Origin of the sequence: Amycolatopsis minnesotensis (assembly GCF_039529815.1) — a bacterium.
Taxonomy (GTDB): Bacteria; Actinomycetota; Actinomycetes; order Mycobacteriales; family Pseudonocardiaceae; genus Amycolatopsis; species Amycolatopsis minnesotensis.
The window spans coordinates 1-22,242 of the sequence record NZ_BAAANN010000070.1; the positions used below are offsets into that span (position 1 = coordinate 1).

Sequence of the window (22,242 nt, forward strand, 5' to 3'; positions counted from 1 at the left end):
TTACACCTGCGTGAGCCAACCGGGCTCACCTGCGCGGTCGTGGGATCAAGGCGACCATTCCGAGCAAGGCCGACCAGGACGCTCACCGCAAGGCCAAAGGATCGAAGGGCGGGCCGCCACCGCGCCGTGGCCACCCGCTACGACAACTCGCCGTCCACCACGAAGCCACCGTCCACACCGCCACGATCAACGAATGGCTCTGACCTACTTCGACACAGGCCCTAACCCGGAACCCCGCCACCACTGTGCGCACGGCCCGGCGAGCAACCCATTACGTCCACAATGGACCAGAAACCACCACGCACTTCCCACCTCGCCTCCGGCTCCCCAGCACCGGAGGGCGAACCAGGACAAGCCGCGCGGCCAACACGCGCCCGCCAAAGGACCACGCCCCGGAAGAAGTCCCACCCATGGGTCGCCGTCATGACGGGTTCAGCGCCTGCCGGAGCCGGGTGATCGCACCGGTGGAGACGCCCGCCTGCCGAGCCCATCCGTCGAACCCGCCGAACTCCCCCGACACGCAGTCGAGGAAGGCTCTGATCACCGACTCCTGGCACTGGTAGTAGTCCTCGGGAATCGACCGTTGGCGGAAGCTGGGCCAGGCGCGGAACCGCCGGAGCACGCTCGGCATGTTCGGGCCGCTTCGCAGGTAGTCGGCCACGATGTCGTCGTGGCCGATACCGGCGGCGCCCAGGGCGAGCGCGATCACCATTCCGGTGCGGTCCTTTCCCGCCGCGCAGTGCACCAGGGTCGGCTCGGGCAGTGCGGCGGCCAGCAGTTCGATCGCGACCCTGACGTTGTCGTCGTGGCGGAGGTGGTGGAGGTACACCGATTCCAGGGGTGCGCCGTGGCCGTCCACGTTGTCGAACGGCACGTTGAGGTGGCAGGCGCGCGGGCCGAGCACCGGGCGTCCGCCTTCGAGCGCCTCCGCGGCGGCACGCAGGTCGACGACGAACCGGAGGCCGAGCGCGGTCAGCTCGGCGACCTCGGCCGCGTCGAGTCCCTGCAGCGTGTCGCTGCGGAAGAGGACACCGCGGCGGACCGCACCGCCGTCGCCGACATCGCGGAAGTTCGCAAGCGGCACGGTCACTCCCCCGCGAGCGTGGTCGCGGTGCCAGCCGGGCCGTCATCCACTGTGGTCACTGCGACACCGTGCACGCTCAACCCGAGTTGAGAGCAAGTAACCTCGCGAGAAGGCGCCGATGAGGAGGTCCGGGTGGTCAAGGAGCAGGCTGGGCGGATTCTGGCGGCGAACCTGCGCGTGCTGCGGGAGCAGGCGGGCATGTCGCTGTCCGAGCTGGCGCGGCGGTCCGCCATCGCGAAGGGCACGCTGTCGCAGCTCGAATCGGGCACGGGGAACCCGACGATCGATACGGTGTTCAGTTTGTCGAACGCACTGGGGGTGCCGGTGTCGAGCCTGCTGACCGAGCGGGCCGATCCGGACGTGGTGCTGGTGCGCGGCGGCGGGCTGGAGGTGCTCAGCAGCAACGCGGTCGACCTGCGCATGCTCCGCAGGATGGACGTCACCGACACGGTCTTCGAGCTCTACGACCAGCGGGTCCGGCCGGGCGAGGTGCAGCATTCGGACGGCCATCCCGGCCGCGAGCACGTCGTCGTCACCTCCGGGGTACTCCGCGTCGGTCCGCCGGACTCGCCGTTCGAGCTGCAGCCAGGCGACTACGTGTGCTTCCCCGCGCAGACCCCGCACATCTACGAGACGATCGGCGGACCGGTGCTCTCGGTGCTGCTGCTGGAGTACCCGGCCGACGCGGGACCGCCGACGCTGGGCGGCTCCTGCACCGCGGGCGAGCGGAGGGGTTGACCGGGGTCCACCCGGCCGCTTAGTCTCCGATCGTTCATTTCAATGAACGCTTGGAGGTATTCGTGGCGCATCCCGACGTGGTGGTCGCCGGTGCCGGGGTGATCGGTGCCGCCTGCGCCGAGGCGTTGAGCGCGGCGGGGCTCACCGTGACCGTGCTCGACCGCGGCGCGCCGGCCGGTGGCACCACCGCGGCGGGCGAGGGCAACGTGCTGGTCTCCGACAAGGAACCCGGCCCGGAGCTGGAGCTGGCGAAGGCGTCGCGGCGGCTGTGGCCGCAACTCCTCGACGGGCTCCGCGCGGAACTCGGCGACGACCTCGCCGACGCCGAATGGGACCCCAAGGGCGGGCTGGTCGTCTCGACGGGTGAAGCCGGGCCACTGCGGGACTTCGCTGCGGTGCAAAAGGAGTCCGGTGTGGACGCACAGGTGATCGGCGCCGACGAAGCAGCCGAGCTGGAACCGTTGCTCACCAAGGAAGTCACCGCCGCCGTGTGGTACCCGGAGGACGCGCAGCTACAACCGGTGCTCGCGGCGACCACCCTGCTCGCCGCGGTGCGCGCACGGGGCGGCAGCGTCCTTTCCGGACACACCGCGCTCGGGGTCACCACCAGCGGCGGTTCGATCAGCGGCGTCCGCACGAACCACGGCGTGCTCCCGTGCGGCGCGGTGGTGAACGCGTGCGGGCCGTGGTCGGGTGAGTTCGCCGCGGCGGCGGGCGCACCGATCACCGTGCTGCCGAGGCGGGGCATGGTGCTGGTCACCGCACCGCTGCCGGAATCGGTGCGGCACAAGGTGTACGACGCGGACTACGTCGGCGCGGTCGCGAGCGGTGACGCGGACCTCCAGACCTCCACCGTGGTCGAGTCGACGGGCGCGGGCACCGTGCTGATCGGCTCCAGCCGTCAGCGGGTGGGGTTCGACGAGACCATCAGGGTGGACGTGCTCGCGGAGCTGGCGCGCAAGGCGGTGTCGTTGTTCCCGTTCCTCTCCGCCGTGCCCGTGATGCGCGCCTACGGCGGGTTCCGGCCCTACGCGCCGGACCACCTGCCGGTGATCGGCGCGGATCCCCGGCTGCCGGGGCTCTGGCACGTGACCGGTCACGAAGGCGCCGGGATCGGCCTCGCCGCGGCCACCGGGCGGCTGCTCGCCGATCTCTTCCGGGGCAAAGAGTCCGTTGTGGACCCGAGTCCGTTCCGAGTGGGCCGTGCGGAGGTACTGGCATGAACGTCAGCGTGGACGGCGAGCCGATGACCGCCGTGCCTGGCCAGACCGTGGCCGGGCTGCTGCTCGCCGCGGGGCGGTCGTCGTGGCGCAGCACCCGCGGCAACGGCAGGCCGCGCGGCGTGTTCTGCGGGATCGGTGTCTGCTTCGACTGCCTGGTGGTGGTGAACGGCGTCCCGGACGTGCGCGCCTGCCAGCGGATGCTCGCCGACGGCGATCGGGTCAGCACCCAGCACGGCGCGGAGCTGCCGTCATGACCGTGGTCGTGGTCGGCGCCGGGCCAGCCGGGATGGCCGCCGCGCGCGCCGCCGCCGAAACGGGCGCCGAGGTGCTGCTGATCGACTCCGGCGCCAAGCTCGGCGGCCAGTACCACCGGCAGAACTCCTTGCGCACCAAGGAAGAGTTCACATATCCGGCGAACGTGACGCACCTGCCCGACACCGTTGTCTGGGCCATCGACCCCGGAGAACACGGAGAACACGGAGAACACGGCCCGCGGCTGCACCTGCGCGCGGGACCGGCCGACGGGCCGGGCCGCACCGGGCGCACGGTCGAAGCCGCCGCGCTCGTGCTGGCCACCGGCGCGTACGACCGCGCGCTGCCGTTCCCCGGCTGGGACCTGCCCGGCGTCTACACCGCGGGCGCCGCGCAGGCGATGGCGAAGGGACAGCGGGTCGCGGTCGGCCGCCGCGTGCTGCTGGCCGGGACGGGGCCGTTCCTGTTCCCGGTGGCCGAATCCCTGCTCGACGTCGGCGCGGACGTGCTCGGCGTGCTGGAGGCGAACCACCCGGTGGCGGGCTGGCTCGCGAACCCCGGCGGACTGCTCGCGGGCGCCGCCAAGACCACCGAACTCGGCCGCTATCTCGCCGTGCTGGCGCGGCACCGGGTGCCCTACCGGCCCCGCACCACCGTCCTCGCGGCACACGGCGGGCACCGCGTGGAGGCGGTGACGACGGCGCGGGTCGACCGCGACTGGCGCGTGGTCCACGGCACTGAGCAGCGCGTCGAGTGCGACGCGGTCTGCGTCGGCTTCGGGTTCCTCCCCCAGCTCGAACTCGCCGTCGCCGCGGGCTGCGCGCTGCGCGACGGGTTCGTCGAAGTGGACTTCGCCCAGCGCACCTCGGTGCCGGGCGTGTTCGCGGCGGGCGAGCTGACCGGGATCGGCGGCGCCGTTCTGTCCAAGCACGAAGGCACCGTGGCCGGGTCCGCCGCCGCGGGCGCCCCGGTCCCCCATCGCGCGTTGCGCGGGGTGCGAGCGGGGCGGAAGTTCGCAGCCGCGCTCGAAACGGCCTACCCGGTCCGGGCAGGCTGGCGTGACCGGCTCACCGGCGACACGCTCGTCTGCCGGTGTGAAGAAGTCACCTACCGCGCGCTGTGCGACGCGGTCGAAAAGCGCGACGCCACCGGTGTTCGCGCGCTGAAGCTCGTCAGCAGGGCCGGGCTCGGGCAGTGCCAGGGCCGGATCTGCGGGCGGACCGTCGCCGAACTGACCGGCACCGATAGCACCGCTTACGCGAAACGTCCGATCGCGGCGCCGATCCGGCTCGGCGAACTGGCTGACACTCTCAAGGAGGACGAATGACGCAGGAAAAGCTCGACGGGGTCATCGTGGCGACCGCGCTGCCCTACGCCGAGGACGGGAGCGCGCCCGCCGGGCTGAGGGTCGACCTCGACCGCTACGCCGAGCACTGCCGCTGGCTGATCGAGAACGGCTGCCGCGGGATCGGGCCCAACGGGTCGCTCGGCGAGTATTCGTCGCTCACCTCCGAAGAGCGGCGCGCGGTGGCGCGCACCGCGATCGAAGCCGTCGGCGACGACGGGATCGTGGTGGTGGGCGTGCACGGTGTCGGGGCGCACCAGGCCCGCGAGTGGGCCGAGAAGGCGGCCGAGGACGGGGCGCACGGCGTGCTGTGCCTGCCGCCGACGATGTACCGCGCGAACACCGCCGAGGTGATGCACCACTACGAGCAGGTGGCGAGCGTCGGGCTGCCGGTGATGGTCTACAACAACCCGATCGACACCAAGGTGGACCTGCTGCCGCCGGTGGTCGCCGAGCTGGCTCGGCTCGACAACGTGGTCGCGGTCAAGGAGTTCTCCGGCGATGTCCGGCGGGTGCTCGAAATCCGCGAGCTGGCCCCGGCGCTGACCGTGGTCGCCGGTGCCGACGACGTCGCGCTCGAAGCGCTGCTGATGGGCGCGACCGGCTGGTTCGCCGGGTTCCCCAACGTCTTCCCCGCCGAATCGGCACACCTGTTTTCCCTTGCGCAGCAAGGGAAGCTGACCGAAGCACGCGCGCTGTACGAACCGCTCGTCGCGGCGTTCCGCTGGGATTCGCGGACCGAGTTCGTGCAGGCGATCAAGCGGGGCATGGAGCTGGTCGGCCGGTTCGGCGGCCCGTGCCGTCCGCCGAGGGGGCCGCTGCCGGAGGACAAGCTCGCGGCGCTCGACGCCGACCTGCGGCGCGCGATCGCCCACCTCGCCGCGCACCCGGTGGCGGCCTGACATGCGGGCGTCGAGGTACTTCTCGGCGGTCGATTCGCACACCGAGGGCATGCCGACGCGGGTGATCACCGGCGGCGTCGGGGTGGTTCCCGGTGCCACGATGGCCGAGAAGCGCGTCCACTTCATGGCGCATCTCGACCACATCCGCGAGCTGCTGGTGAACGAGCCGCGCGGGCACGCCGCGATGAGCGGGGCGATCCTGCAGCCGCCGACGCGCGGGGACGCCGACTGGGGTGTCCTCTACATCGAGGTGTCCGGCTGCCTGCCGATGTGCGGGCACGGCACCATCGGCGTCGCCACCGTGCTCGTGGAGACCGGGATGGTCGAGGTGACCGAGCCGGTGACGAAGGTGCGGCTGGACACCCCGGCCGGGCTGGTGGTGGCCGAGGTCGCCGTGCAGGACGGTCGCGCGAAGGCGGTGACCATCCAGAACGTGCCGTCGTTCTCGCTGCGCCTCGACGCCACTGTGGACGTCGAGGGCCTCGGCACGGTTCGATACGACATGGCGTACGGCGGAAACTTCTACGCCATGGTCACGCTGGCCGACCTCGGCATCGCGTTCGACAAGTCCGAAAAGGACAGTATTCTCACCGCCGGACTGTCCATCATGGACGCGATCAACGCGGCCGACCGGCCGGTGCACCCGGCCGATCCCGCGATCACCGGGTGCAAGCACGTCCAGTTCGTCGCACCGGGCAAGGACGGCAGCGACGCGCGCAACGCGATGGCGATCCATCCCGGCTGGTTCGACCGCTCGCCGTGCGGCACCGGCACGTCGGCGCGGATGGCGCAGTTGCACGCGCGCGGTGAGCTGGCGATCGGCGACGACTTCGTCAACGAATCGCTGCTGGGCACCCGGTTCACCGGCAGGCTGATCGAGGAAACCAGCGTCGGCGGGCTACCCGCCGTGGTGCCCACCGTGACCGGTCGCGCCTGGATCACCGGGATGGGCCAGTACCTGCTCGATCCTACCGACCCGTTCCCGAGGGGGTTCACCCTGTGACCCGAGTCGTCTCGACCTCTCCGCAGCGTCCCGCCGACGTGGTGCTGGACTGCCCGGTGACGTCGGCCGAAGAAGTTTCCCGGACCGTGGCGAAAGCCCGTGCGGCGCACCGGAGCTGGGCACGGTCCGCGGTGGCCGATCGCGCCGCCGCGCTGACCGCGATGGCGGACGTCGTGGCAGAGCGGCGGCGCGAGCTGGCCGATCTCGTGGTTCGCGAGGTGGGCAAGCCGATCGCCGAAGCACTCGGCGAGGTCGGCCGCACGGTGGCGATCCTGCGGTACTACGCGCAGCAGTGCTTCGACCCCGTCGGCGAAACCTACCCGCGCCATGACGGGCTGGACTTCACCGTCCGGCGCCCGCACGGGGTGGCCGGGCTGATCACGCCGTGGAACTTCCCGCTCGCGATACCGGTGTGGAAGGCGGCTCCGGCGCTGGCGTGCGGCAACGCGGTCGTGCTCAAACCGGCGCCCGCCGCGACCGGGTGCGCGCTGCGGCTGGCGGAGCTGTTCGCCCCGCACCTGCCCGAAGGGCTCTTCGCGGTGGCACCCGGACTCGGTGACACGGGCGCGGCGCTGGTGGGTTTCGCCGACGTCGTGTCGTTCACCGGCTCGGGAACGGTCGGCCGCAGGGTGGCGGTGGCCGCGGCGGAACGCGGGATCCCCGCGCAGTGCGAAATGGGCGGGCTCAACTCGTCGATCGTGCTGCCCGACGCCGATCTCGACCGGACGGCGGCGCAGATCGCGGCGGCCGCGATGGGGTTCGCCGGCCAGAAGTGCACGGCGACGAAACGAGTTCTGGTGGTGGGTGCCGCCGCGGACTTCACGGATGCCCTGGTGGCGAAGATCGAGGCGCTCGGTGTCGGCGACCCGGCTGACGAAGGAATCGCGGTCGGCCCGGTGATCGACGAGGCCGCGCGGCAACGGGTGCTGGCTGCCACCGATGGCAAGGTCCTCACCGGCGGCGGGTGCCCCGACCGCGACGGCTGGTTCGCGTCACCGACCGTCGTCACCGGGCTCGGCCCCGACGCGCCGCTCAACACCGCCGAGGTGTTCGGTCCCCTCTGCACGCTCACCGAGGTGTCCGATGTGGACACCGCGGTGCGACTGGCGAACGCGGGCACCTACGGGCTGGTGACCGCGCTGTACGGCAACGACCTCGGCGCTGTCCTGTCCTTTGTGGACGAGTGCGAGTCGGGCATGGTGAAGGTCAACGCGCCGACCAGCGGGGTGGACTTCCACCTCCCGTTCGGCGGCGAGAAGGAGTCCGGCTACGGCGGGCGCGAGCAGGGCAAGGCCGCACTGCGCTTCTACAGCTCGTCCCGCACCGTCCAGCTCGCCTGAGCGAACCACGGAACACCTGACGGGCACCGCCCGCCGGGCGATGGCGCACGCCCTGGAGAAGGGAAGAACCGAGATGGCAACGAAGCCGCTCACCGATCGCGGCCTGTTCCGCCGCAAGCCCATCGACGACATCGAAGAGCCCGTGAACAGCGACGCGGGGCTGAAACGGGTGATGGGCACCTGGCAGCTCACCGCGCTCAGCCTCGGCGGGCTCGTCGGCGCGGGCGTGTTCTCCCTCTCCGGGGTGGTCGCGAACCAGCTCGCCGGGCCGGGTGTGCTCATCTCGTTCGTGCTTGCGGTGCTCGCCAGCGCGGCGGCCGCACTGTGCTACGCCGAGTTCACCAGCCTCATCCCCAAGGCCGGTTCCGCCTACACCTACGCCTACGCGGTGCTCGGCGAGGTCGTCGGCTGGCTGATCGGCTGGGACCTGCTGCTGGAGTACACCGCGATCGTGGCCGTGGTCGCGATCGGCGTCTCGGGCTACTTCTCCTACCTGGTGCAACAGCTCGGCTTCGACCTGCCGAGCTGGCTGCTCGGCGCGCCGGGAACCGGTTCCGGGCACCGGATCGACCTGTTCGCGATGCTGATGTGCCTGCTGCTCGCGTGGATCCTCAACCGGGGAGCCAAGTCCTCGGCCAGGGTCGAGACCGCGCTCGTGGTGATGAAGGTGGTGCTCGTGCTCGTGGTGGTCGTCGCGGGCGCGTTCCACATCAAGGGCGGGAACTACACGCCGTTCCTTCCCTACGGCATCGGCGGCGCGGTGACGGGCGCGGCGACGGCGTTCTTCGCGGTGTACGGCTACGACGCGATGAGCGCGGCCGCGGAGGAAACCGAGGACGCGCGCAAGAAGATGCCGAAGGCGATCCTGCTGTCACTCGGTATCGCGACCGTGATCTACGTGCTGGTGTGCGTGGTCCTGCTCGGCATGCGGAACTACCGCGACATCGACACGCACAGCCCGTTCTCGAGCGCGCTGGCCGCGGTCGGGCTGCCGTCGCTGGCGATCGTGGTCGCGGTCGGCGCGGTACTGGGCATCACGACCTCGATGTTCGCGAACATGCTGGCGGTGACCAGGGTCTGGTTCGCGATGAGCCGCGACGGCCTGCTGCCGAGGTGGTTCGCGAAGACGCACCCGGTGCGCAAGGTGCCGAGCAGGGTGACCTGGATCGTCGGGGTGGTCTCCGCGCTGATCGCGGGGCTGCTGCCGATCAGGGAGGCCGCGGAGCTGACCAACATCGGCATCCTCGCCGCGTTCATGGTCGTCTCGATCGCGGTCGTGGTGCTGAGGCGGCGGCAACCGGACCTGCCGCGCGGGTTCCGCTGCCCGTGGGTGCCGCTGGTGCCCGCGGTGGGCGTCGCGTTCTCCGTCTGGCTGGTCAGCCAGCTCGACTGGGTGACCTGGTCGAGGTTCCTCGGCTGGCTCGTGATCGGCCTCGTGCTCTACGCGGGCTACGGGTACCGGCGCTCGGCCATGAGCAAGATGCCCGAAGGTGAAACCCGGCTGCCCTGAAGGGCACCTTCGGGGAGACCTGCTCAGTGCGACTGCAGGTACCACCAGCCGAGGGCGGCGAGCCCGCCGAGCACGACGACGATCCCGAAGGTGACCAGCAGCGCGCGCAGGCCGCTGCGCCGGGGCTGTTCGATCGGCGCGGTGTCCTGCTGCTTGGACGGCTGCGGGAGGCTGACCGGCTCCATCGAGGGGCGGCTCGGGTGCACCGGTTCCATCGAGGGGCGGCTCGGGTGCACTGGTTCCATCGAGGGGCGGCTTGGGTGCACCGGTTCCATCGAGGGGCGGCTCGGGTGCACCGGTTCCATCGAGGGCCTGCTCGGGTGGACCGGTTCCATCTGGGGGTTGCTCGGCTGCGACAGCGCCAAGGTGCTCTCGCTCCGCGGCGCGCGCTCGTCGACGTCCACCACGTCGGCGCGGATCACCGTGACGTTGTCGGTGCCGCCGCCCTTGAGCGCCATCTCGATCATCCGGTCCACGCACTCCTGCGGGTCCGGCATCTCCATCAGCTCGGACAGCATCTCGAAGGTGACCATGTCGGACAGGCCGTCGGAGCAGATCAGGTACCGGTCACCGGCCCGCGCTTCGCGGACGGCGAGGGTCGGTTCCACGGCGTGCCCGGTCAGCGCCTTGAGCACCAGCGAGCGCTGCGGGTGGATCCTGGCCTCCGCCGGGGTGATCCGGCCCTCGTCGATCAGCGACTGGACGAACGTGTCGTCCTTCGTGATCTGGGCGAACACCCCGTCGCGGCGCAGGTAGCCCCGCGAGTCGCCGACCTGCGCCAGGCCCAGCCTGGTCCCGGCGAACAGGATCGCGGTGAGCGTGGTGCCCATGCCCTCCAGATCGGCGTCGGAGGTCACCAGCTCGGCGATGGCCGCGTTGCCCTCGGCGATGCCGTCGCGCAGCGGTCCGAGCAGGTCGTCGCCGGGTTCGTGCTCGTCGAGCGGTGCCAGCGCGGCGATCACGACCTTGCTGGCCACCTCGCCCGCGGCGTGTCCGCCCATGCCGTCGGCGAGCGCGAGCAGCCGGGGACCCGCATAGACGGAGTCCTCGTTGTTCGAGCGCACGAGGCCACGGTCACTGCGGGCCGTGTAGTTGAGCACGAGGGGCATAAGCGCAGCTCCGTATGAACACCGTAGGAGGATGTGAATGTACCTTAGCCCGTCACCCTTCCTGGTTACGCGGCCCTTGACTCGACGGGGTCCGACCTGCGGAGACCACCCTGTGTCACATCTCTTGACAGGAGGCGGGGCGGGGGGTGTGGGGCTTGGGGGTTGCTCGGAGGTCCTGAGGAGGTTTCTTGAAGGCTTCGTGAGGTGGGGGTTTGGCGGGGGCACGGCGAGAGTCACGGGCACGCCTTCGGCGCGCCGTGTGAAACTGTCGCTCCTCGGTGGCGGGTCCCCGACGCACGTTCTCTCGTTCGTCTGTCGGCCTGCGGTCGTGCGGTTCCCCCGTGGTGGCAAGCTGTGATCTTTTGTGCACCTGATTGGGTGAGGTTGTTCGTTTTGCGGCGCGGTGGAATTGTGTTTCGGATATCGAAGAAGAAGTTCCGGACTGCTCCCTGATCGCTGATTCTGTGGCGGCAAGCCACAGATCTTCGTCCACATCGACCTGCCCACCCTCATGGGGATGCGGGACAAGCCCGCCGAACTCGCGGGGTGTGGCGAGATCTCGCCGGATGGCGCGCGAGATCGCCAACTCCACCTGGAACCCCCGATCGGGCGGGAACTACCCCGGCCCGCCGTACGACTTCCTCCCTGTGTGCGAAGGCGAGAAGTCGGGATGGCGGCCGCGGCGGGGCGCCGTGCTCATGGTGTGCGGCCGGTGCGAGTCCAGCAAGGACGACGCGTGGGTCCGACGCCTGCGCGCGCTCATGTACGCCATGCTCGGACGCGAAGCCGTGACGGTGACGGTGTCCGGGTGCGTGCGATCGTGCCCGCGGGGAAAGGTCGCGGTCGTGCTCGCCAGTCCGACCCGCGGCTGCTGGGAATGGGCCGCACCACCGGAATCCGAAGCATGTGCGCGCTACCTGGTTTCGATGGTGTCTCATCCAGCGGTCGGAATCACCGAAGGCGCGGAAAGTTCGCTACGGTCTCCCGGTTCGCCCGACAGGACCGCTAGGAGCGCCGAATGCCGGTGAAGGAACGCTTCGTCAAGCCCATCCCCCTGATCGTGTTACTCGTTGCCGCGCTGGGCGCGTGCGGTGGGCCGTCCGGGGTACCGGACGACACCAAAGCAGCACAGCGGAACTACGCCCCTGTCACCGTTTCGGACTGCGGCGGGCGGCAGGCTTCGTTCACCGCGCCGCCGCGGCGCGTGGTCGCGCTGACCACCAGTGTGCTGGAGATTCTGTTCTGGCTGGGAGTCCAGGACAAAATCGTCGGAATCGGCTCGCCGCCGAAACCGGGTACCTTCCCGCCGCAATTCGAACAGGACCTGGCGAAGATCCCGAAACTGGCAGGGGAATACGCACCGGGGTCCTACAAACCCGTGCCGCGTGAACAACTCGTCGGCGCGCGGCCCGATTTCGTCGTCGGCGGATTCTCCTCGAACTTCGATTCGAACGGGGCGACGAACCAGCAGGAGCTCGCCGACCAGAACATCCCCTCGTACCTCGCGGTGAGCACCTCGTGCGCGACGGCGACGAAGGGCGCGCTGACCGGGTTCGACCTCGTGTACCGCGACATCGACAGCCTCGGCAAGGTCTTCGGCGTACCGGATCGGGCCGCCAAGCTGATCTCCGACATGCGCCAGCGCACCGACGGCGTGGCGGCCGCGCTCACCGGCGCGCCGCCGGTCAGCGTGTTCCCGTTCGAGTTCGACGAGGGCACGCAAACCCCTTACGCACCAGGGAACCGGCAGGGCGTCAACCCGGTGATCGCACTCGCGGGCGGGCGCAGCATCTTCTCCGACCTCGACAAGGCGTACCAGAAGGTCAGCTGGGAGCAGGTCGCGCAACGGGCACCGGAGGCGATCCTGCTGATCGTCTACGACAAGGGCGTCAAGGCCGACACCGACGCCGAGTTCGCCAAGGCGGAGCAGTTCGTCCGCACCTTCCCCGGCCTGGCCGGCACCCCCGCGGTCAAGCAGGCCAGATTCGCCCGGCTGGTCTACGAAGCCGGTTCGAACGGCGGGGTGCGCAACGCCGACGCCGCGGTTTCCCTTGCGCACCAACTCCATCCGGACCGCGTCCGGTGAAGGCCGGGCACCGGGTGTCGACGACCGTGGTGTTCGCCGGGCTCGCGACAGCCCTGGTGATCGCCGCGACGGCCGCGATCGGGTACGGCTCGGTCAGTGTGCCGCCGCTGACGGTGTGGAAGATCCTCTGGCACCGGCTCACCGGGCTCGGCGAGCCGTCGTGGACGATCTCCCAGGACGCGATCGTGTGGGATCTGCGGCTGCCGAGGATGCTGCTCGCCGCGCTCGTCGGCGCCGGGCTTTCCCTCGTCGGCGTGTCCACGCAGGCGCTGGTGCGCAACCCGGTCGCGGACCCGTACCTGCTGGGCATCTCCTCGGGCGCCACGGTGGGCGCGGTCGGGTCGCTCGTGCTCGGGATCAGCTTCTGGGGCGCCACCTCGCACGCGCTGGCCGGGTTCCTCGGCGCGCTGGCCGCGTTCGCGCTGGTGTACGCCCTCGCCGTGCGCGGCGGCGCGCTCGCACCCTCGCGGCTGCTGCTGGTCGGCGTCGTCGTCGGGCACGCCCTGCTCGGCGTGACGAACTACCTGGTGCTGCAGGCCGACGACCCCGGCAAGACGAACTCCGCGCTCTTCTGGATCCTCGGCAGCCTCGCCGGCGCGCGCTGGGCCGACCTCGGCGTGCCCGTGGTCGCGCTGCTCATCGGGTTCACCGCGCTGCTGCTGCGCGCGCGAGCGCTCAACGCGCTGCTCGTCGGCGACGAAACCGCGACCAGCCTCGGCATCCCGCCCACCCGGCTGCGCCGCGAACTGTTCGCGACGACCTCGCTGGTCACCGGCGTGATGGTCGCGCTGTCCGGGTCGATCTACTTCGTCGGGCTCGTGGTGCCGCACGCGGTCCGCCTTGCCCTCGGCAGCGACCACCGGCGCATCCTGCCCGCCGCACTGCTGGCCGGCGCGGCGTTCCTGGTGCTGATCGACCTGCTGGCGCGCTCGCTGCTGAGCCCGCAGGAACTCCCGGTCGGGATACTGACCGCGGTGATCGGCGCGCCGGTGTTCCTCGTGCTGCTGTCCCGCCGCCGGGTGAGCGAGACCGGCCTATGACACTCGCGATCGAAGACGTCCAGGTGAAGATCTCGGGCCGAGCCATCGTTTCCGACGCCTCCCTGATCGCCGCGCCCGGTGAGGTCAGCGGCGTGATCGGGCCCAACGGGAGCGGCAAGTCGACCCTGCTGCGCACCGCGTTCCGGCACCTCAAACCGCACGCGGGCCGGGTACTGCTCGGTTCCACCGACATCGCGACGCTGCGCCCGGCCGATCTCGCCCGCAAAGTCGGCGCGGTACCGCAGGAAACGCGCTCGGACTTCGACATCACCGTGCGCGAAATGGTCACCATGGGCCGGACCCCGCACAAGCACCCGTTCGCCGCGATGACCACCGCGGACCACGAAATCATCGGCGACGCACTGTCCAAAACGGACATCGAACAGATCGCGGAACGCCGCTACGCCACCCTTTCCGGCGGTGAACGGCAACGGGTCCTGCTCGCCCGCGCGCTCGCCCAGCGCACCGAGGTGCTCGTCCTCGACGAGCCGACCAACCACCTCGACGTCCGCCACCAGCTCGACCTCATGCTGCTCGTGCGCGAACTCGGCCTCACCACCCTGATGGCCGTGCACGACCTCAACCTCGCCGCGGGGCACTGCGACCGCCTGCACGTGCTCGACGGCGGCCGCATCGTCGCCAGCGGAAAACCCGCCGAGGTCCTCACCACCGACCTCGTCCGCGACGTCTTCGAAGTCGACGCCGACGTCGTCGCACACCCGCGGACCGGGGTGCCGCACCTCATCCTCTCCCCGCTGGAAAGACCGTGACCGCCGGAAAGTACGCGCGGTTCCTGCGCACCGACGGCGTCCCCGCGGTGCTCGCCGCCGGTGCGCTCGCCCGGCTCCCGGTGAGCATGTACGGGCTTTCCTTGCTGCTGCTCGCGCAGGAGGCGACCGGCTCGCTCGGGCAGGCGGGCCTGGTGGCCGCCGCCGCTGCCGTCGGGTTCGCCGTCACCGCGCCCGCGCTCGGCAGGCTCGCCGACCGGTACGGCCCGGTCCGGCCGCTCGCCGGGGCCGCGGCGGTGAACGGGCTGGCGTTCGCGGCGGTGGTGCTGGCCGCCGAGTTCGCACCGTCGCCGTGGCTGCTGGGCGCCACCGCGGTCGTACTCGGCGCTTCGGTGCCGCCGATCGCCGCGTGCCAGCGCGCGCTGTGGTGGGGACGGCTGAGCGAGCGCCTGCTGGAGACCGCGCTCACCCTGGACTCGCTCCAGCTCGACGCGTTCCTGATCGGCGGCCCGCTGCTGGTGACCTGGCTGACCCTGGCCGCGGGGCCGGTGACCGCGGTCATCGTCACCGGGGCGCTGCTGGTCACCGGTACCTGCGTGTTCGCCGCGCTGCCCGCGTGCCGCGCGGCGCGTCCCACCGCGTCCGGCCGCGGCCTCGGACCGTTGCGCAGTGCGGGTTTCCGGCTGGTGCTCGGCACGGTCGCGGCGGCGGGCCTCGCACTCGGGCTGGTGCGGGTGGCGTTGATCGGGTTCGCAGGCGAGTCGGGCGGGCTGCTGTACACCGCGATCGGCATCGGCAGCGCCGCGAGCGGGCTCGCCTACGGCGCCCGCGACTGGCGGACGCCCGTCGAACGGCGCTACGCGGTCCTGTTGTCGTGCTACGGCGCCGGTGTCCTGCTCCTGCTGGCAGGCTCGTCGGTCCCGGTGATGTTCGCGCTCGCCGTGGTCACCGGGCTCGCGCTCACCCCGGTGACGGTCGGCGAGTTCGCGCTGGTGGGCCGCTGCGCCCCGGCCGGGACGGTCGCCGAAGCGTTCGCGTGGGCCACCACCGCCACCTTCGCGGGCAACGCCGCGGGCACCGGCCTCGGCGGCTGGCTCACCGACCAGGCCGGTTGGCGCGCGACGGCCAGCCTCGGCGCACTCGTCCTCGTCACGGCGTCGATCGCCGTGTTCGCCCGTCCCGCGCTGCTGGGACCCCAGAACGCCCTCGCCGAGGGCAATTCCGGAACCGGACCCGGAGGGAGGTGACCTGAGAGATGGCGAAGCTCGTCGTGAAGGTGCGTCGTAAGAAGACCCGCGGCAACCTGCTGACCAACCACCCGGCGTAGCCGGTCGAAAGCGGGAGGCGGGGCAAGCTAGTACCTTGCCCCGCCTCCCGTCCACCAGTGTCCCACTGAGTTGTTCTTGGAGAGGGGAAACCCCGTGAAACTTCGTCGTGCCCGCAGCCTCGTCGGCTATTGGAGCGAGGGCGAGTTCGTCCTCGAAGACTATCTCGCCACCAAGTCCTCCGACGGCGACGAGGACAACGCGGTCGTCGTGGACGAGACCGCGCTCCGCCTGCTCGACCTGTTCACCGAGTGGACCGACACCGACTCGGTGCTCGACGCGCTGCCCGGTTTCGACCCGGATTCCGTGCGCGCCTCACTGGATGTGCTGACCGAAGCCGGGCTGCTGCGCACCATCGAAGAGGCGGGGCGCGAGGACCTGCTCGCCGTGGAATGGGAGAGCTGGAGCGAGGAGGCCCGGTTCTTCCACTTCGGCACGAAGGACGCCGCCTACATCGGCGACGACGACGAGCACCGCGCGGCAGCGGCCGCGGTGGCGCAGGAAAGCGGCCCGCCGCCGGAAATCTTCAAGCACTACCCCGACGCGCCGCGGGTCCGGCTGCCAAGGGCGTTCCTGCCGTTGCACCGCGGTTTCGACGAAGTGCTCCTCGCGCGCCGGACGCACCGCGAGTTCACCGACGGCCCGGTGACGCTGCGCGAACTGGCCACCGTCCTGCACTACACGTTCGCCCCGATGTACTTCGTCGACGCCCGCGAGTACGGCACGCTGTTCATGCGCACCAGCCCCGGCGGCGGCGCGCGGCACGAACTGGAGGCGTACGTCGCCGTGCTCAACGTCGACGGCGTCGCGTCTGGTCTGTACCACTACAACCCCGAACAGCACAGCCTCGAACTGATCGATGCCGAGTTCGGCCGCGAGCAGGTGGACCGGCTTTCCTTCGGGCAGCAGATGGCGGTCACCGCCGGGTTCACGATCTTCCTGACCGCACTGGTGAAACGGGCCACCTACAAGTACCGGCACCCGAGGACGCTGCGCATGATCATGCTCGACGCCGGGCACCTCGCGCAGACCTTCGACCTCGTGAGCACCGCGACCGGGCTCGGCCCGTTCCAGACCGCCGCGTTCCGCGACAGCGAGGTCGAGGCGGCGCTCGGCATCGACGGCATCAGCGAGACCGCGCTGTACCTGTTCGGCGCCGGACGCCCGGCCGGACCGACCGACGGGCATCCCATCGACATGCGCGTCGCCGCGCATCCGTACTGAGATTAGGCAGAAATTCCCCGCACCGCGCGGGTTCTCACGATCCGGGAGCACGTGTTCCACTGTGGACGCCACTGGTCAGCGTGACGAGCCCCGTCCCCACCGGCGCCCCTTCCCGGAGGCGACCCGTGCGGTCCACTCGGATCGGGTAGCTGCTTCTCGCTGTGGTTGTTTCGCCGCGTTGGGTGGCGGTTCAAAAGAAGGCGTTGGACAGTGAGGAGGTGGAGGCTCGCGTAGTCCGGGCTGCGGTTGCGTTGTTCCTTGTCTCGCAACACTTCTTCCTTGAGTCCATACGGGCCGGTGCGACGGGCCGGCAGGTGGTGGATCTGCCCGACGTGTGAGTGCCGCGGACGCGCCACGGGAGGCGACCGCGCCGGTGTGTTACGGGCCGAACGTGACCGCGCCGGCGGCGTCTCTGCTGACCTATCCGCACATCCCGGTCGCCCGGACAGCACAGTTGCTGATGGACCTGATGGGCACGCCGGTCTAGACCGGCTGGGTCGCGGAGGTCCCCACGCCGATCGCGACCGAACTGGACAAGTCCGAAAACCAGGCCATCGCGGCGATACGCACGGCACCGGTGGCACATTTCGACGAGACCGGAATCCGGGTCGAGAGCAAGACCTGGTGGCTGCACACCGCCTGCACATCCACACTCACGGCATACCTCGCCCACCCGGTGCGCGGCAGCGGAGCGATGGACGAGTTCGGGATCCTGCCGACCTTCCGTGGTGCCGCAGTCCACGACGGCTGGCGCCCCTACGACTACTACGGCCTCACACACGCCCGCTGCAACGCCCACCATCTGCGCGAACTGGTCGCCCTGGAGAAGCTCAACAAGGCCGTTCACAAAGCCCGCGATGCCGGTCGCAGCGCTATCCCGCGGAGATTCCGAAGCCACTGATCACCCAGTTCATCCGCGCCGTCAACGTCGGCCTGCTGCTGCACCCACCCGAACGGGAACGCAAGCAGGGCACCAGTCACCGTCTACTCAAGCGTCCGCGCCTACATCTCCACTCTGCGAAAGAACGACATCCACACCCTCACCGCACTCCGCAACGCCATCACCGAGAACCCTTGACTGCCAACAAAATTCGCAACAACCTGAATAGCTACCCGGCCGTTTCACTCGATCGTGCGTTCGATTGCGTGTGCGGGCACGGTAGAATGGTGGGGTGTCCGAGACTTCTTCCCTTGTACCGCAGCGGGAGCTGTGGCAACTCACCGCGCGTGAGAAAGCCGCCGCGCTGCGGGACGAGTTGATGTCCTTGTGGCAGCAGGAATCGCGGGTCTACCGGATCATCGCCGACCTCGACAACGGCGGCTCCCGCGAACTGGGGTATGCGTCCACGACGGCGTTGGTGGCGGAGATCGCGCGGACCTCGTCGGCGGCGGTGCGGAAGATGGTGGCGCGGGCGATCGCGCTCAACCCCAGCCACGGTGTCGGTGGCGTGGAGATTCCGGCAGCGGCGCCGTTGACCGGGCAGGCGGCGGCGGAGGGTGCGATCTCGGCGCAGCACGCGGACGCGATCGTGGCAGCGTTGCGGGCCATCCCGGCCACGGTGTCGGCGCAGGAGCGGGAGAGGACCGAGAAGACTCTGGTCGACCTCGCCCGCAACGCCGGTATGCCGGAGCTTGCCCAAGGATGCCAACGGCTCCGCGACACCCTCGACCCCGACGGCGCCGAACCCCGCGACACTCCTGAACCGGCACGGTCGATGCGGTGGCACACCCGCAAAGACGGCTCCGTCAAATTCGACGGCTACCTCGATCCGATCTCCGGGGCGAAGACCCTGGCACTGCTGGAGCCACTCGCTGCGGCTCGTAAGGATGATCCGAGTGATAATCCGTTGGTGCGTGGGCAGGCTGAGCGCAACGGGGATGCGTTCCTGGAAATGGTCACCCTCGCCGCCAGCCACCCCGACTCCCCCAACCGCAGCGGCACCCGCGCGGACCTCATCGTCACCATCACCCTGAACGACCTGAAAAAGGAACTGGGCAAGGCGTGCCTGGACATGGTCACCGACATCACCGCCAGCGAAGCCCGCATCCTCGCCTGCGACTGCAAAATCATCCCCGCCATCCTCGACGGTGCAGGACAGCCCCTGGAAATGGGACGAGCCAAACGCCTGGTCACCGAAGCGATCCGATACATGCTCGCCATCCGCGACTGCGGATGCGCCTTCCCCGGATGTACCCGCAAGCCGAGACACTGCGAAGCGCACCACGTGTTGCCGTGGCATGCGGGCGGCAAGACAGACCTGGGTAACCTCGTGCTGCTATGCGGCTACCACCACCGCCTGCTGCACAACAGCGACTGGACACTCCGCATGGTCAACGGCCTCCCAGAGTTCACCCCACCAGCCTTCCTCGACCCCTGGCGAAAACCCAGAACCAACACCATCCACACCGCCCAACCCCGCGCCGCCTAACCCGGAACCCCGCCACCCCAGCGGGGCACCCCGGCAGCACCGTGGACAGTTTTCCGACAGGGGCCAGCACCACCCGCCCCGCCCCTGCGGGAACACTCACTCGCCCAATACTCCGCCACCACTGTGCGCGCGGCCCGGCGAGCAACCCATTACGTCCACAATGGACTAGAAACCACCACACACTTCCCGCCTCGCCCCGGCTCCCCAGTACCGGAGGGTTACGGGACACTGCCCGCTCACCGATGTCAGCCGGGTACGGCAACCAAGGCGACCATCAAGTTCGGTTCGTGGGGGAACTGACGCTCCCCGAGAACACGCGAGCCGAGACAAGCCACGCGACCGAGGATCAAGCCACCAACGCCGTCCCCGACCCATCGAAGCGGTACCCGACACCGATCAGCGTAGTGATGTTCGCCGTTCCCGGGCCCAGTTTTTCGCGCAGTTTCCGGATGTGGACGTCGATGGTGCGCGAGCCGTGGCCGTGCGGCTCTCCCCATACCTCGCGCATCAGGGTCGTCCGGTCGTGTACCGCGCCGGGCCTGGTGCACAGAAATGCCAGCAGGTCGAATTCCAGTCTGGTGAGGCGGACGGGGTCGCCGTGCGCGAAAACCTGGCGCGAGGCGAGGTGGACGACCAGTGGTTCGCCCGTGCTTCCTCGTTGCGGAGGGACGGTTACGCCGGTTTCGCGGCGGGCGAGGACCGCGTCGATCGCTTCGGTGACGTCGGCGACCAGGCCGGGGTAGTCGGTGGGGGCTGCCGGGCCCGACACGCGGATGTGCACGCCGATTCCGCTGGGCTCCGTGGCTACGCGGACGACGGACGCGGTCATGAGATTTCCTCCGGTGGCTGCCCCGATTCGTGTTTCGATAGCACCATCGCGGCCGGACGCGGTCAACGTTTCCCGCACGGTGGAAATCCCACTCCTTGATCACGGCCGACCCGGACGCGGGATCGGTCGCACACTGTCTTCGAGGTCCGCACGCGGGAAGGGGGGCCATGAAGTTCCTGCTGATCACCTTGATCACGCACACCCCGGATCCGGTTGTTCACCGCTGTCACCACGTTGAGCCTGCTCGACCCGGTGCGCGCGTTCGAGGACTACGCGACCTTGGACAACCTCCGCGACGCACTTCCCGACCCGCCGTGGCCGGACGCGACTGAAAGGCACGCATGTCCCCGATCCCGCTCTCGGTACTCGACCTCGTCCCGATCTCCGCGGGCTCCACCACGCGCGACGCGATCCGCAACACCGTCGACCTCGCGCAACGGACGGAGCGCGCGGGCTACCGGCGGTACTGGTTCGCCGAGCACCACTTCAACCCCGGTGTCGCCGGCGCCTCGCCCTCGGTCGTCATCGCGCTCGTGGCCGCGGCGACCGACCGGATCCGGCTCGGCTCCGCCGGTGTCCAGCTCGCGCACCGGACCGCACTGTCCACTGTGGAGGAATTCGGGCTGCTCGACGCGCGCCACCCCGGCCGGATCGACCTCGGGCTCGGCCGCAGCGGACCTCAGCTCCTCAAGGAGCGGGCGCGGCGGCCCGCGACCGAAGTCGTCGAACGGACCGCGCCCAACGGGCTGCTCATCCCGAAACCCGCGTCGATCGACATCGTGAAGCTGGCTTCCTCGGCACGGTTCGCCGCGAGCTCCGCGCTGCTGCGGCCGGACGGCGCGCCACCGCCGGACTACGCGGCCCAGGTCGCCGACATCCTCGCGCTGCTCGGCGGCACGTACCGCACGCCCGAAGGCATCGAAGCGCACGCCACGCCGGGGGAAGGCGCGGACGTCGAGGTGTGGATCCTCGGCAGCAGCGCCGGGCTGAGCGCGACCGTCGCGGGTTCGAACGGGCTCCGCTTCGCGGCGAACTACCACGTCAGCCCGGCCAGCGTGCTCGAAGCCGTGGACGCCTACCGTGCCGCGTTCAAGCCCTCGGACACCCTCGATCGGCCGTACGTGGCGGTCTCGGCCGATGTCGTGGTGGCCGGGACCGACGCGGAGGCGCAGCGGCTCGCCACCGGGTACGCCGCGTGGGTCCGGAGCATCCGCCGGTTCGAAGGCGCCATCCCGTTCCCCAGCCCCGAAGACGCGGCCGCGCTCCCCTGGACCGGCGAAGACCGCGAACTCGTGGCGGACCGGGTCGCCACGCAGTTCGCGGGCTCACCGGCGACGGTCACCGCGAAACTGGCACAGCTCCAGGAGGCGACCGGCGCGGACGAGCTGGCGATCACGACCATCACCCACGACCACACCGACCGCGTCCGCTCCTACGAACTGCTCGCCGAAGCCTGGCTGGAGCGGTAACGGCTGAGCCGTCGACAGCGACCGACGGCTCAGCCGTCGACCGCAAGCGAGTCCGCGGCCGGGGCGCCCCTGACGTACCACCCTTCGTCGATGTCACGACGATTGCGCGGGCGGGCCGGAGGCGGCAACAGAGGTCCGCACCGCGGACGCGGCGACGGCGGGAATATTCGTTCGGGCGAACGCGGGAGATCGGGGCAATCCGGCCGGGCATCCACTCCGAATGGCCTTGAGTCAGCGAAGACCACCGCCGCGCTTCGCACCCTGGCATCGCGCGAAGCCGGGCGGACGAGCCCGCGCGCCCGTGGCGGGCAGTGAGGAGATCGTCAGTGTTCGGCAAGAGCTTCGCCAGCAGAATGATCAACCGCAGTGCGGAAAACGAGCGTGACCGTCGGCGGTTCCTCCGCGCCGCCGGGCTCGGCGGGCTGGGTGTCGTCGGCGCGAGCGCGCTGGGCGGGCTCGGTGGCACCGCCGTCGCCGCCGCCCGCCCTTCCCCGGCCGCCAAAGCCGCCGCCGGGGGCGTGAGCGACGGCGCGGTACTCAATTTCGCGTTGAACCTCGAATACCTCGAAGCGCAGTTCTACCTGCACGCGGTCACCGGGAAAGGGC

The 22,242-nt window shown here is 70.3% G+C and carries 19 protein-coding genes and 2 pseudogenes; 18 read left to right on the forward strand and 3 right to left on the reverse strand.

Features of this window, described 5'->3' with window-relative positions; translation table 11 throughout:
• Positions 1 to 421: 421 nt before the first annotated feature.
• Positions 422 to 1,084: a tyrosine-protein phosphatase gene (locus ABD256_RS42500; protein ID WP_344431816.1), complete on the reverse strand. Its 663-nt coding sequence runs from the start codon at positions 1,082 to 1,084 to the stop codon at positions 422 to 424.
• Between the two features lie 132 nt (positions 1,085 to 1,216).
• Here ABD256_RS42500 and ABD256_RS42505 point away from each other — a divergent pair, with 132 nt between their 5' ends.
• The 8 genes from ABD256_RS42505 (at position 1,217) to ABD256_RS42540 (ending at position 9,397) form a co-directional block, all read left to right on the forward strand.
• On the forward strand, positions 1,217 to 1,822 hold the full coding sequence (locus ABD256_RS42505) for a helix-turn-helix domain-containing protein (protein WP_344431818.1): 606 nt from the start codon (positions 1,217 to 1,219) through the stop codon (positions 1,820 to 1,822).
• 50 nt (positions 1,823 to 1,872) lie between these two features.
• Positions 1,873 to 3,045 carry an NAD(P)/FAD-dependent oxidoreductase gene (locus ABD256_RS42510; RefSeq protein WP_344431820.1) on the forward strand — a complete coding sequence of 391 codons (1,173 nt, stop codon included), beginning with the start codon at positions 1,873 to 1,875 and terminating at the stop codon, positions 3,043 to 3,045.
• Positions 3,042 to 3,299 (forward strand): (2Fe-2S)-binding protein, encoded by a 258-nt coding sequence (locus ABD256_RS42515; protein WP_344431822.1) that lies wholly within the window; start codon positions 3,042 to 3,044, stop codon positions 3,297 to 3,299. Before ABD256_RS42510 ends, ABD256_RS42515 begins: the two co-directional genes overlap by 4 nt.
• A complete protein-coding gene (locus ABD256_RS42520) occupies positions 3,296 to 4,624 on the forward strand; it encodes an FAD/NAD(P)-dependent oxidoreductase (protein ID WP_344431824.1) in 1,329 nt (442 codons plus the stop codon). The genes ABD256_RS42515 and ABD256_RS42520 overlap by 4 nt, the downstream gene beginning before the upstream one ends.
• Positions 4,621 to 5,544: a dihydrodipicolinate synthase family protein gene (locus ABD256_RS42525; protein ID WP_344431825.1), complete on the forward strand. Its 924-nt coding sequence runs from the start codon at positions 4,621 to 4,623 to the stop codon at positions 5,542 to 5,544. Before ABD256_RS42520 ends, ABD256_RS42525 begins: the two co-directional genes overlap by 4 nt.
• Before the next feature lies 1 nt (position 5,545).
• A complete protein-coding gene (locus ABD256_RS42530) occupies positions 5,546 to 6,547 on the forward strand; it encodes a proline racemase family protein (protein WP_344431827.1) in 1,002 nt (333 codons plus the stop codon).
• Positions 6,544 to 7,887: an aldehyde dehydrogenase family protein gene (locus ABD256_RS42535; protein WP_344431829.1), complete on the forward strand. Its 1,344-nt coding sequence runs from the start codon at positions 6,544 to 6,546 to the stop codon at positions 7,885 to 7,887. The genes ABD256_RS42530 and ABD256_RS42535 overlap by 4 nt, the downstream gene beginning before the upstream one ends.
• A 73-nt stretch (positions 7,888 to 7,960) precedes the next feature.
• Positions 7,961 to 9,397, forward strand: a complete 1,437-nt coding sequence (locus ABD256_RS42540; protein ID WP_344431830.1) for an amino acid permease — start codon at positions 7,961 to 7,963, stop codon at positions 9,395 to 9,397.
• Positions 9,398 to 9,777: 380 nt separating this feature from the next.
• On the opposite strand, the pseudogene ABD256_RS42545 reads toward ABD256_RS42540, so the two are convergent.
• Positions 9,778 to 10,506 (reverse strand): annotated as a pseudogene (locus ABD256_RS42545) (PP2C family protein-serine/threonine phosphatase); the annotation flags it as partial.
• A gap of 1,018 nt (positions 10,507 to 11,524) precedes the next feature.
• On the opposite strand from ABD256_RS42545, the gene ABD256_RS42550 reads away from it, so the two are divergent.
• The 8 genes and pseudogenes from ABD256_RS42550 to ABD256_RS42585 all read left to right on the forward strand — a co-directional run bounded on the left by ABD256_RS42550 (position 11,525) and on the right by ABD256_RS42585 (position 19,338).
• Positions 11,525 to 12,592 carry an ABC transporter substrate-binding protein gene (locus ABD256_RS42550; RefSeq protein ID WP_344431833.1) on the forward strand — a complete coding sequence of 356 codons (1,068 nt, stop codon included), beginning with the start codon at positions 11,525 to 11,527 and terminating at the stop codon, positions 12,590 to 12,592.
• Positions 12,589 to 13,632, forward strand: a complete 1,044-nt coding sequence (locus tag ABD256_RS42555) for a FecCD family ABC transporter permease (RefSeq protein WP_344431835.1) — start codon at positions 12,589 to 12,591, stop codon at positions 13,630 to 13,632. The genes ABD256_RS42550 and ABD256_RS42555 overlap by 4 nt, the downstream gene beginning before the upstream one ends.
• Positions 13,629 to 14,402 carry an ABC transporter ATP-binding protein gene (locus ABD256_RS42560; RefSeq protein ID WP_344431836.1) on the forward strand — a complete coding sequence of 258 codons (774 nt, stop codon included), beginning with the start codon at positions 13,629 to 13,631 and terminating at the stop codon, positions 14,400 to 14,402. The genes ABD256_RS42555 and ABD256_RS42560 overlap by 4 nt, the downstream gene beginning before the upstream one ends.
• A complete protein-coding gene (locus tag ABD256_RS42565; protein ID WP_344431837.1) occupies positions 14,399 to 15,607 on the forward strand; it encodes an MFS transporter in 1,209 nt (402 codons plus the stop codon). Before ABD256_RS42560 ends, ABD256_RS42565 begins: the two co-directional genes overlap by 4 nt.
• Before the next feature lie 174 nt (positions 15,608 to 15,781).
• Complete coding sequence (locus ABD256_RS42570) at positions 15,782 to 16,909, forward strand: SagB/ThcOx family dehydrogenase (RefSeq protein ID WP_344431839.1); 1,128 nt, start codon at positions 15,782 to 15,784, stop codon at positions 16,907 to 16,909.
• A gap of 334 nt (positions 16,910 to 17,243) precedes the next feature.
• Complete coding sequence (locus tag ABD256_RS42575) at positions 17,244 to 17,396, forward strand: hypothetical protein (RefSeq protein WP_344431841.1); 153 nt, start codon at positions 17,244 to 17,246, stop codon at positions 17,394 to 17,396.
• An 18-nt stretch (positions 17,397 to 17,414) separates the two neighbouring features.
• A pseudogene (locus ABD256_RS42580) lies at positions 17,415 to 17,810 on the forward strand (IS66 family transposase); the annotation flags it as partial.
• 271 nt (positions 17,811 to 18,081) lie between these two features.
• Positions 18,082 to 19,338, forward strand: coding sequence for an HNH endonuclease signature motif containing protein (locus tag ABD256_RS42585; RefSeq protein WP_344431843.1), 1,257 nt, complete (start codon positions 18,082 to 18,084; stop codon positions 19,336 to 19,338).
• A 346-nt stretch (positions 19,339 to 19,684) separates the two neighbouring features.
• Here the strand turns inward: ABD256_RS42585 and ABD256_RS42590 are convergent, their stop codons facing one another.
• On the reverse strand, positions 19,685 to 20,167 hold the full coding sequence (locus tag ABD256_RS42590; protein ID WP_344431845.1) for a winged helix-turn-helix domain-containing protein: 483 nt from the start codon (positions 20,165 to 20,167) through the stop codon (positions 19,685 to 19,687).
• Positions 20,168 to 20,508: 341 nt separating this feature from the next.
• On the opposite strand from ABD256_RS42590, the gene ABD256_RS42600 reads away from it, so the two are divergent.
• Together ABD256_RS42600 and ABD256_RS42605 are read left to right on the forward strand one after the other, a co-directional pair.
• Entirely contained in the window at positions 20,509 to 21,636 is a 1,128-nt protein-coding gene (locus tag ABD256_RS42600) for an LLM class flavin-dependent oxidoreductase (RefSeq protein ID WP_344431847.1), read from the forward strand.
• A gap of 326 nt (positions 21,637 to 21,962) precedes the next feature.
• Positions 21,963 to 22,242 (forward strand): ferritin-like domain-containing protein (locus ABD256_RS42605; RefSeq protein ID WP_344431849.1); only part of this gene is annotated, 280 nt, incomplete at its 3' end.

Bases quoted from the DNA above. Each gene is read 5' to 3' on its own strand.
- ABD256_RS42530 (WP_344431827.1), top strand. From the start codon at position 5,546: ATGCGGGCGTCGAGGTACTTCTCGGCGGTCGATTCGCACACCGAGGGC.
- ABD256_RS42515 (WP_344431822.1), top strand. From the start codon at position 3,042: ATGAACGTCAGCGTGGACGGCGAGCCGATGACCGCCGTGCCTGGCCAG.
- ABD256_RS42600 (WP_344431847.1), top strand. From the start codon at position 20,509: ATGTCCCCGATCCCGCTCTCGGTACTCGACCTCGTCCCGATCTCCGCG.
- ABD256_RS42550 (WP_344431833.1), top strand. From the start codon at position 11,525: ATGCCGGTGAAGGAACGCTTCGTCAAGCCCATCCCCCTGATCGTGTTA.
- ABD256_RS42520 (WP_344431824.1), top strand. From the start codon at position 3,296: ATGACCGTGGTCGTGGTCGGCGCCGGGCCAGCCGGGATGGCCGCCGCG.
- ABD256_RS42590 (WP_344431845.1), bottom strand. From the start codon at position 20,167: ATGACCGCGTCCGTCGTCCGCGTAGCCACGGAGCCCAGCGGAATCGGC.
- ABD256_RS42540 (WP_344431830.1), top strand. From the start codon at position 7,961: ATGGCAACGAAGCCGCTCACCGATCGCGGCCTGTTCCGCCGCAAGCCC.
- ABD256_RS42560 (WP_344431836.1), top strand. From the start codon at position 13,629: ATGACACTCGCGATCGAAGACGTCCAGGTGAAGATCTCGGGCCGAGCC.
- ABD256_RS42525 (WP_344431825.1), top strand. From the start codon at position 4,621: ATGACGCAGGAAAAGCTCGACGGGGTCATCGTGGCGACCGCGCTGCCC.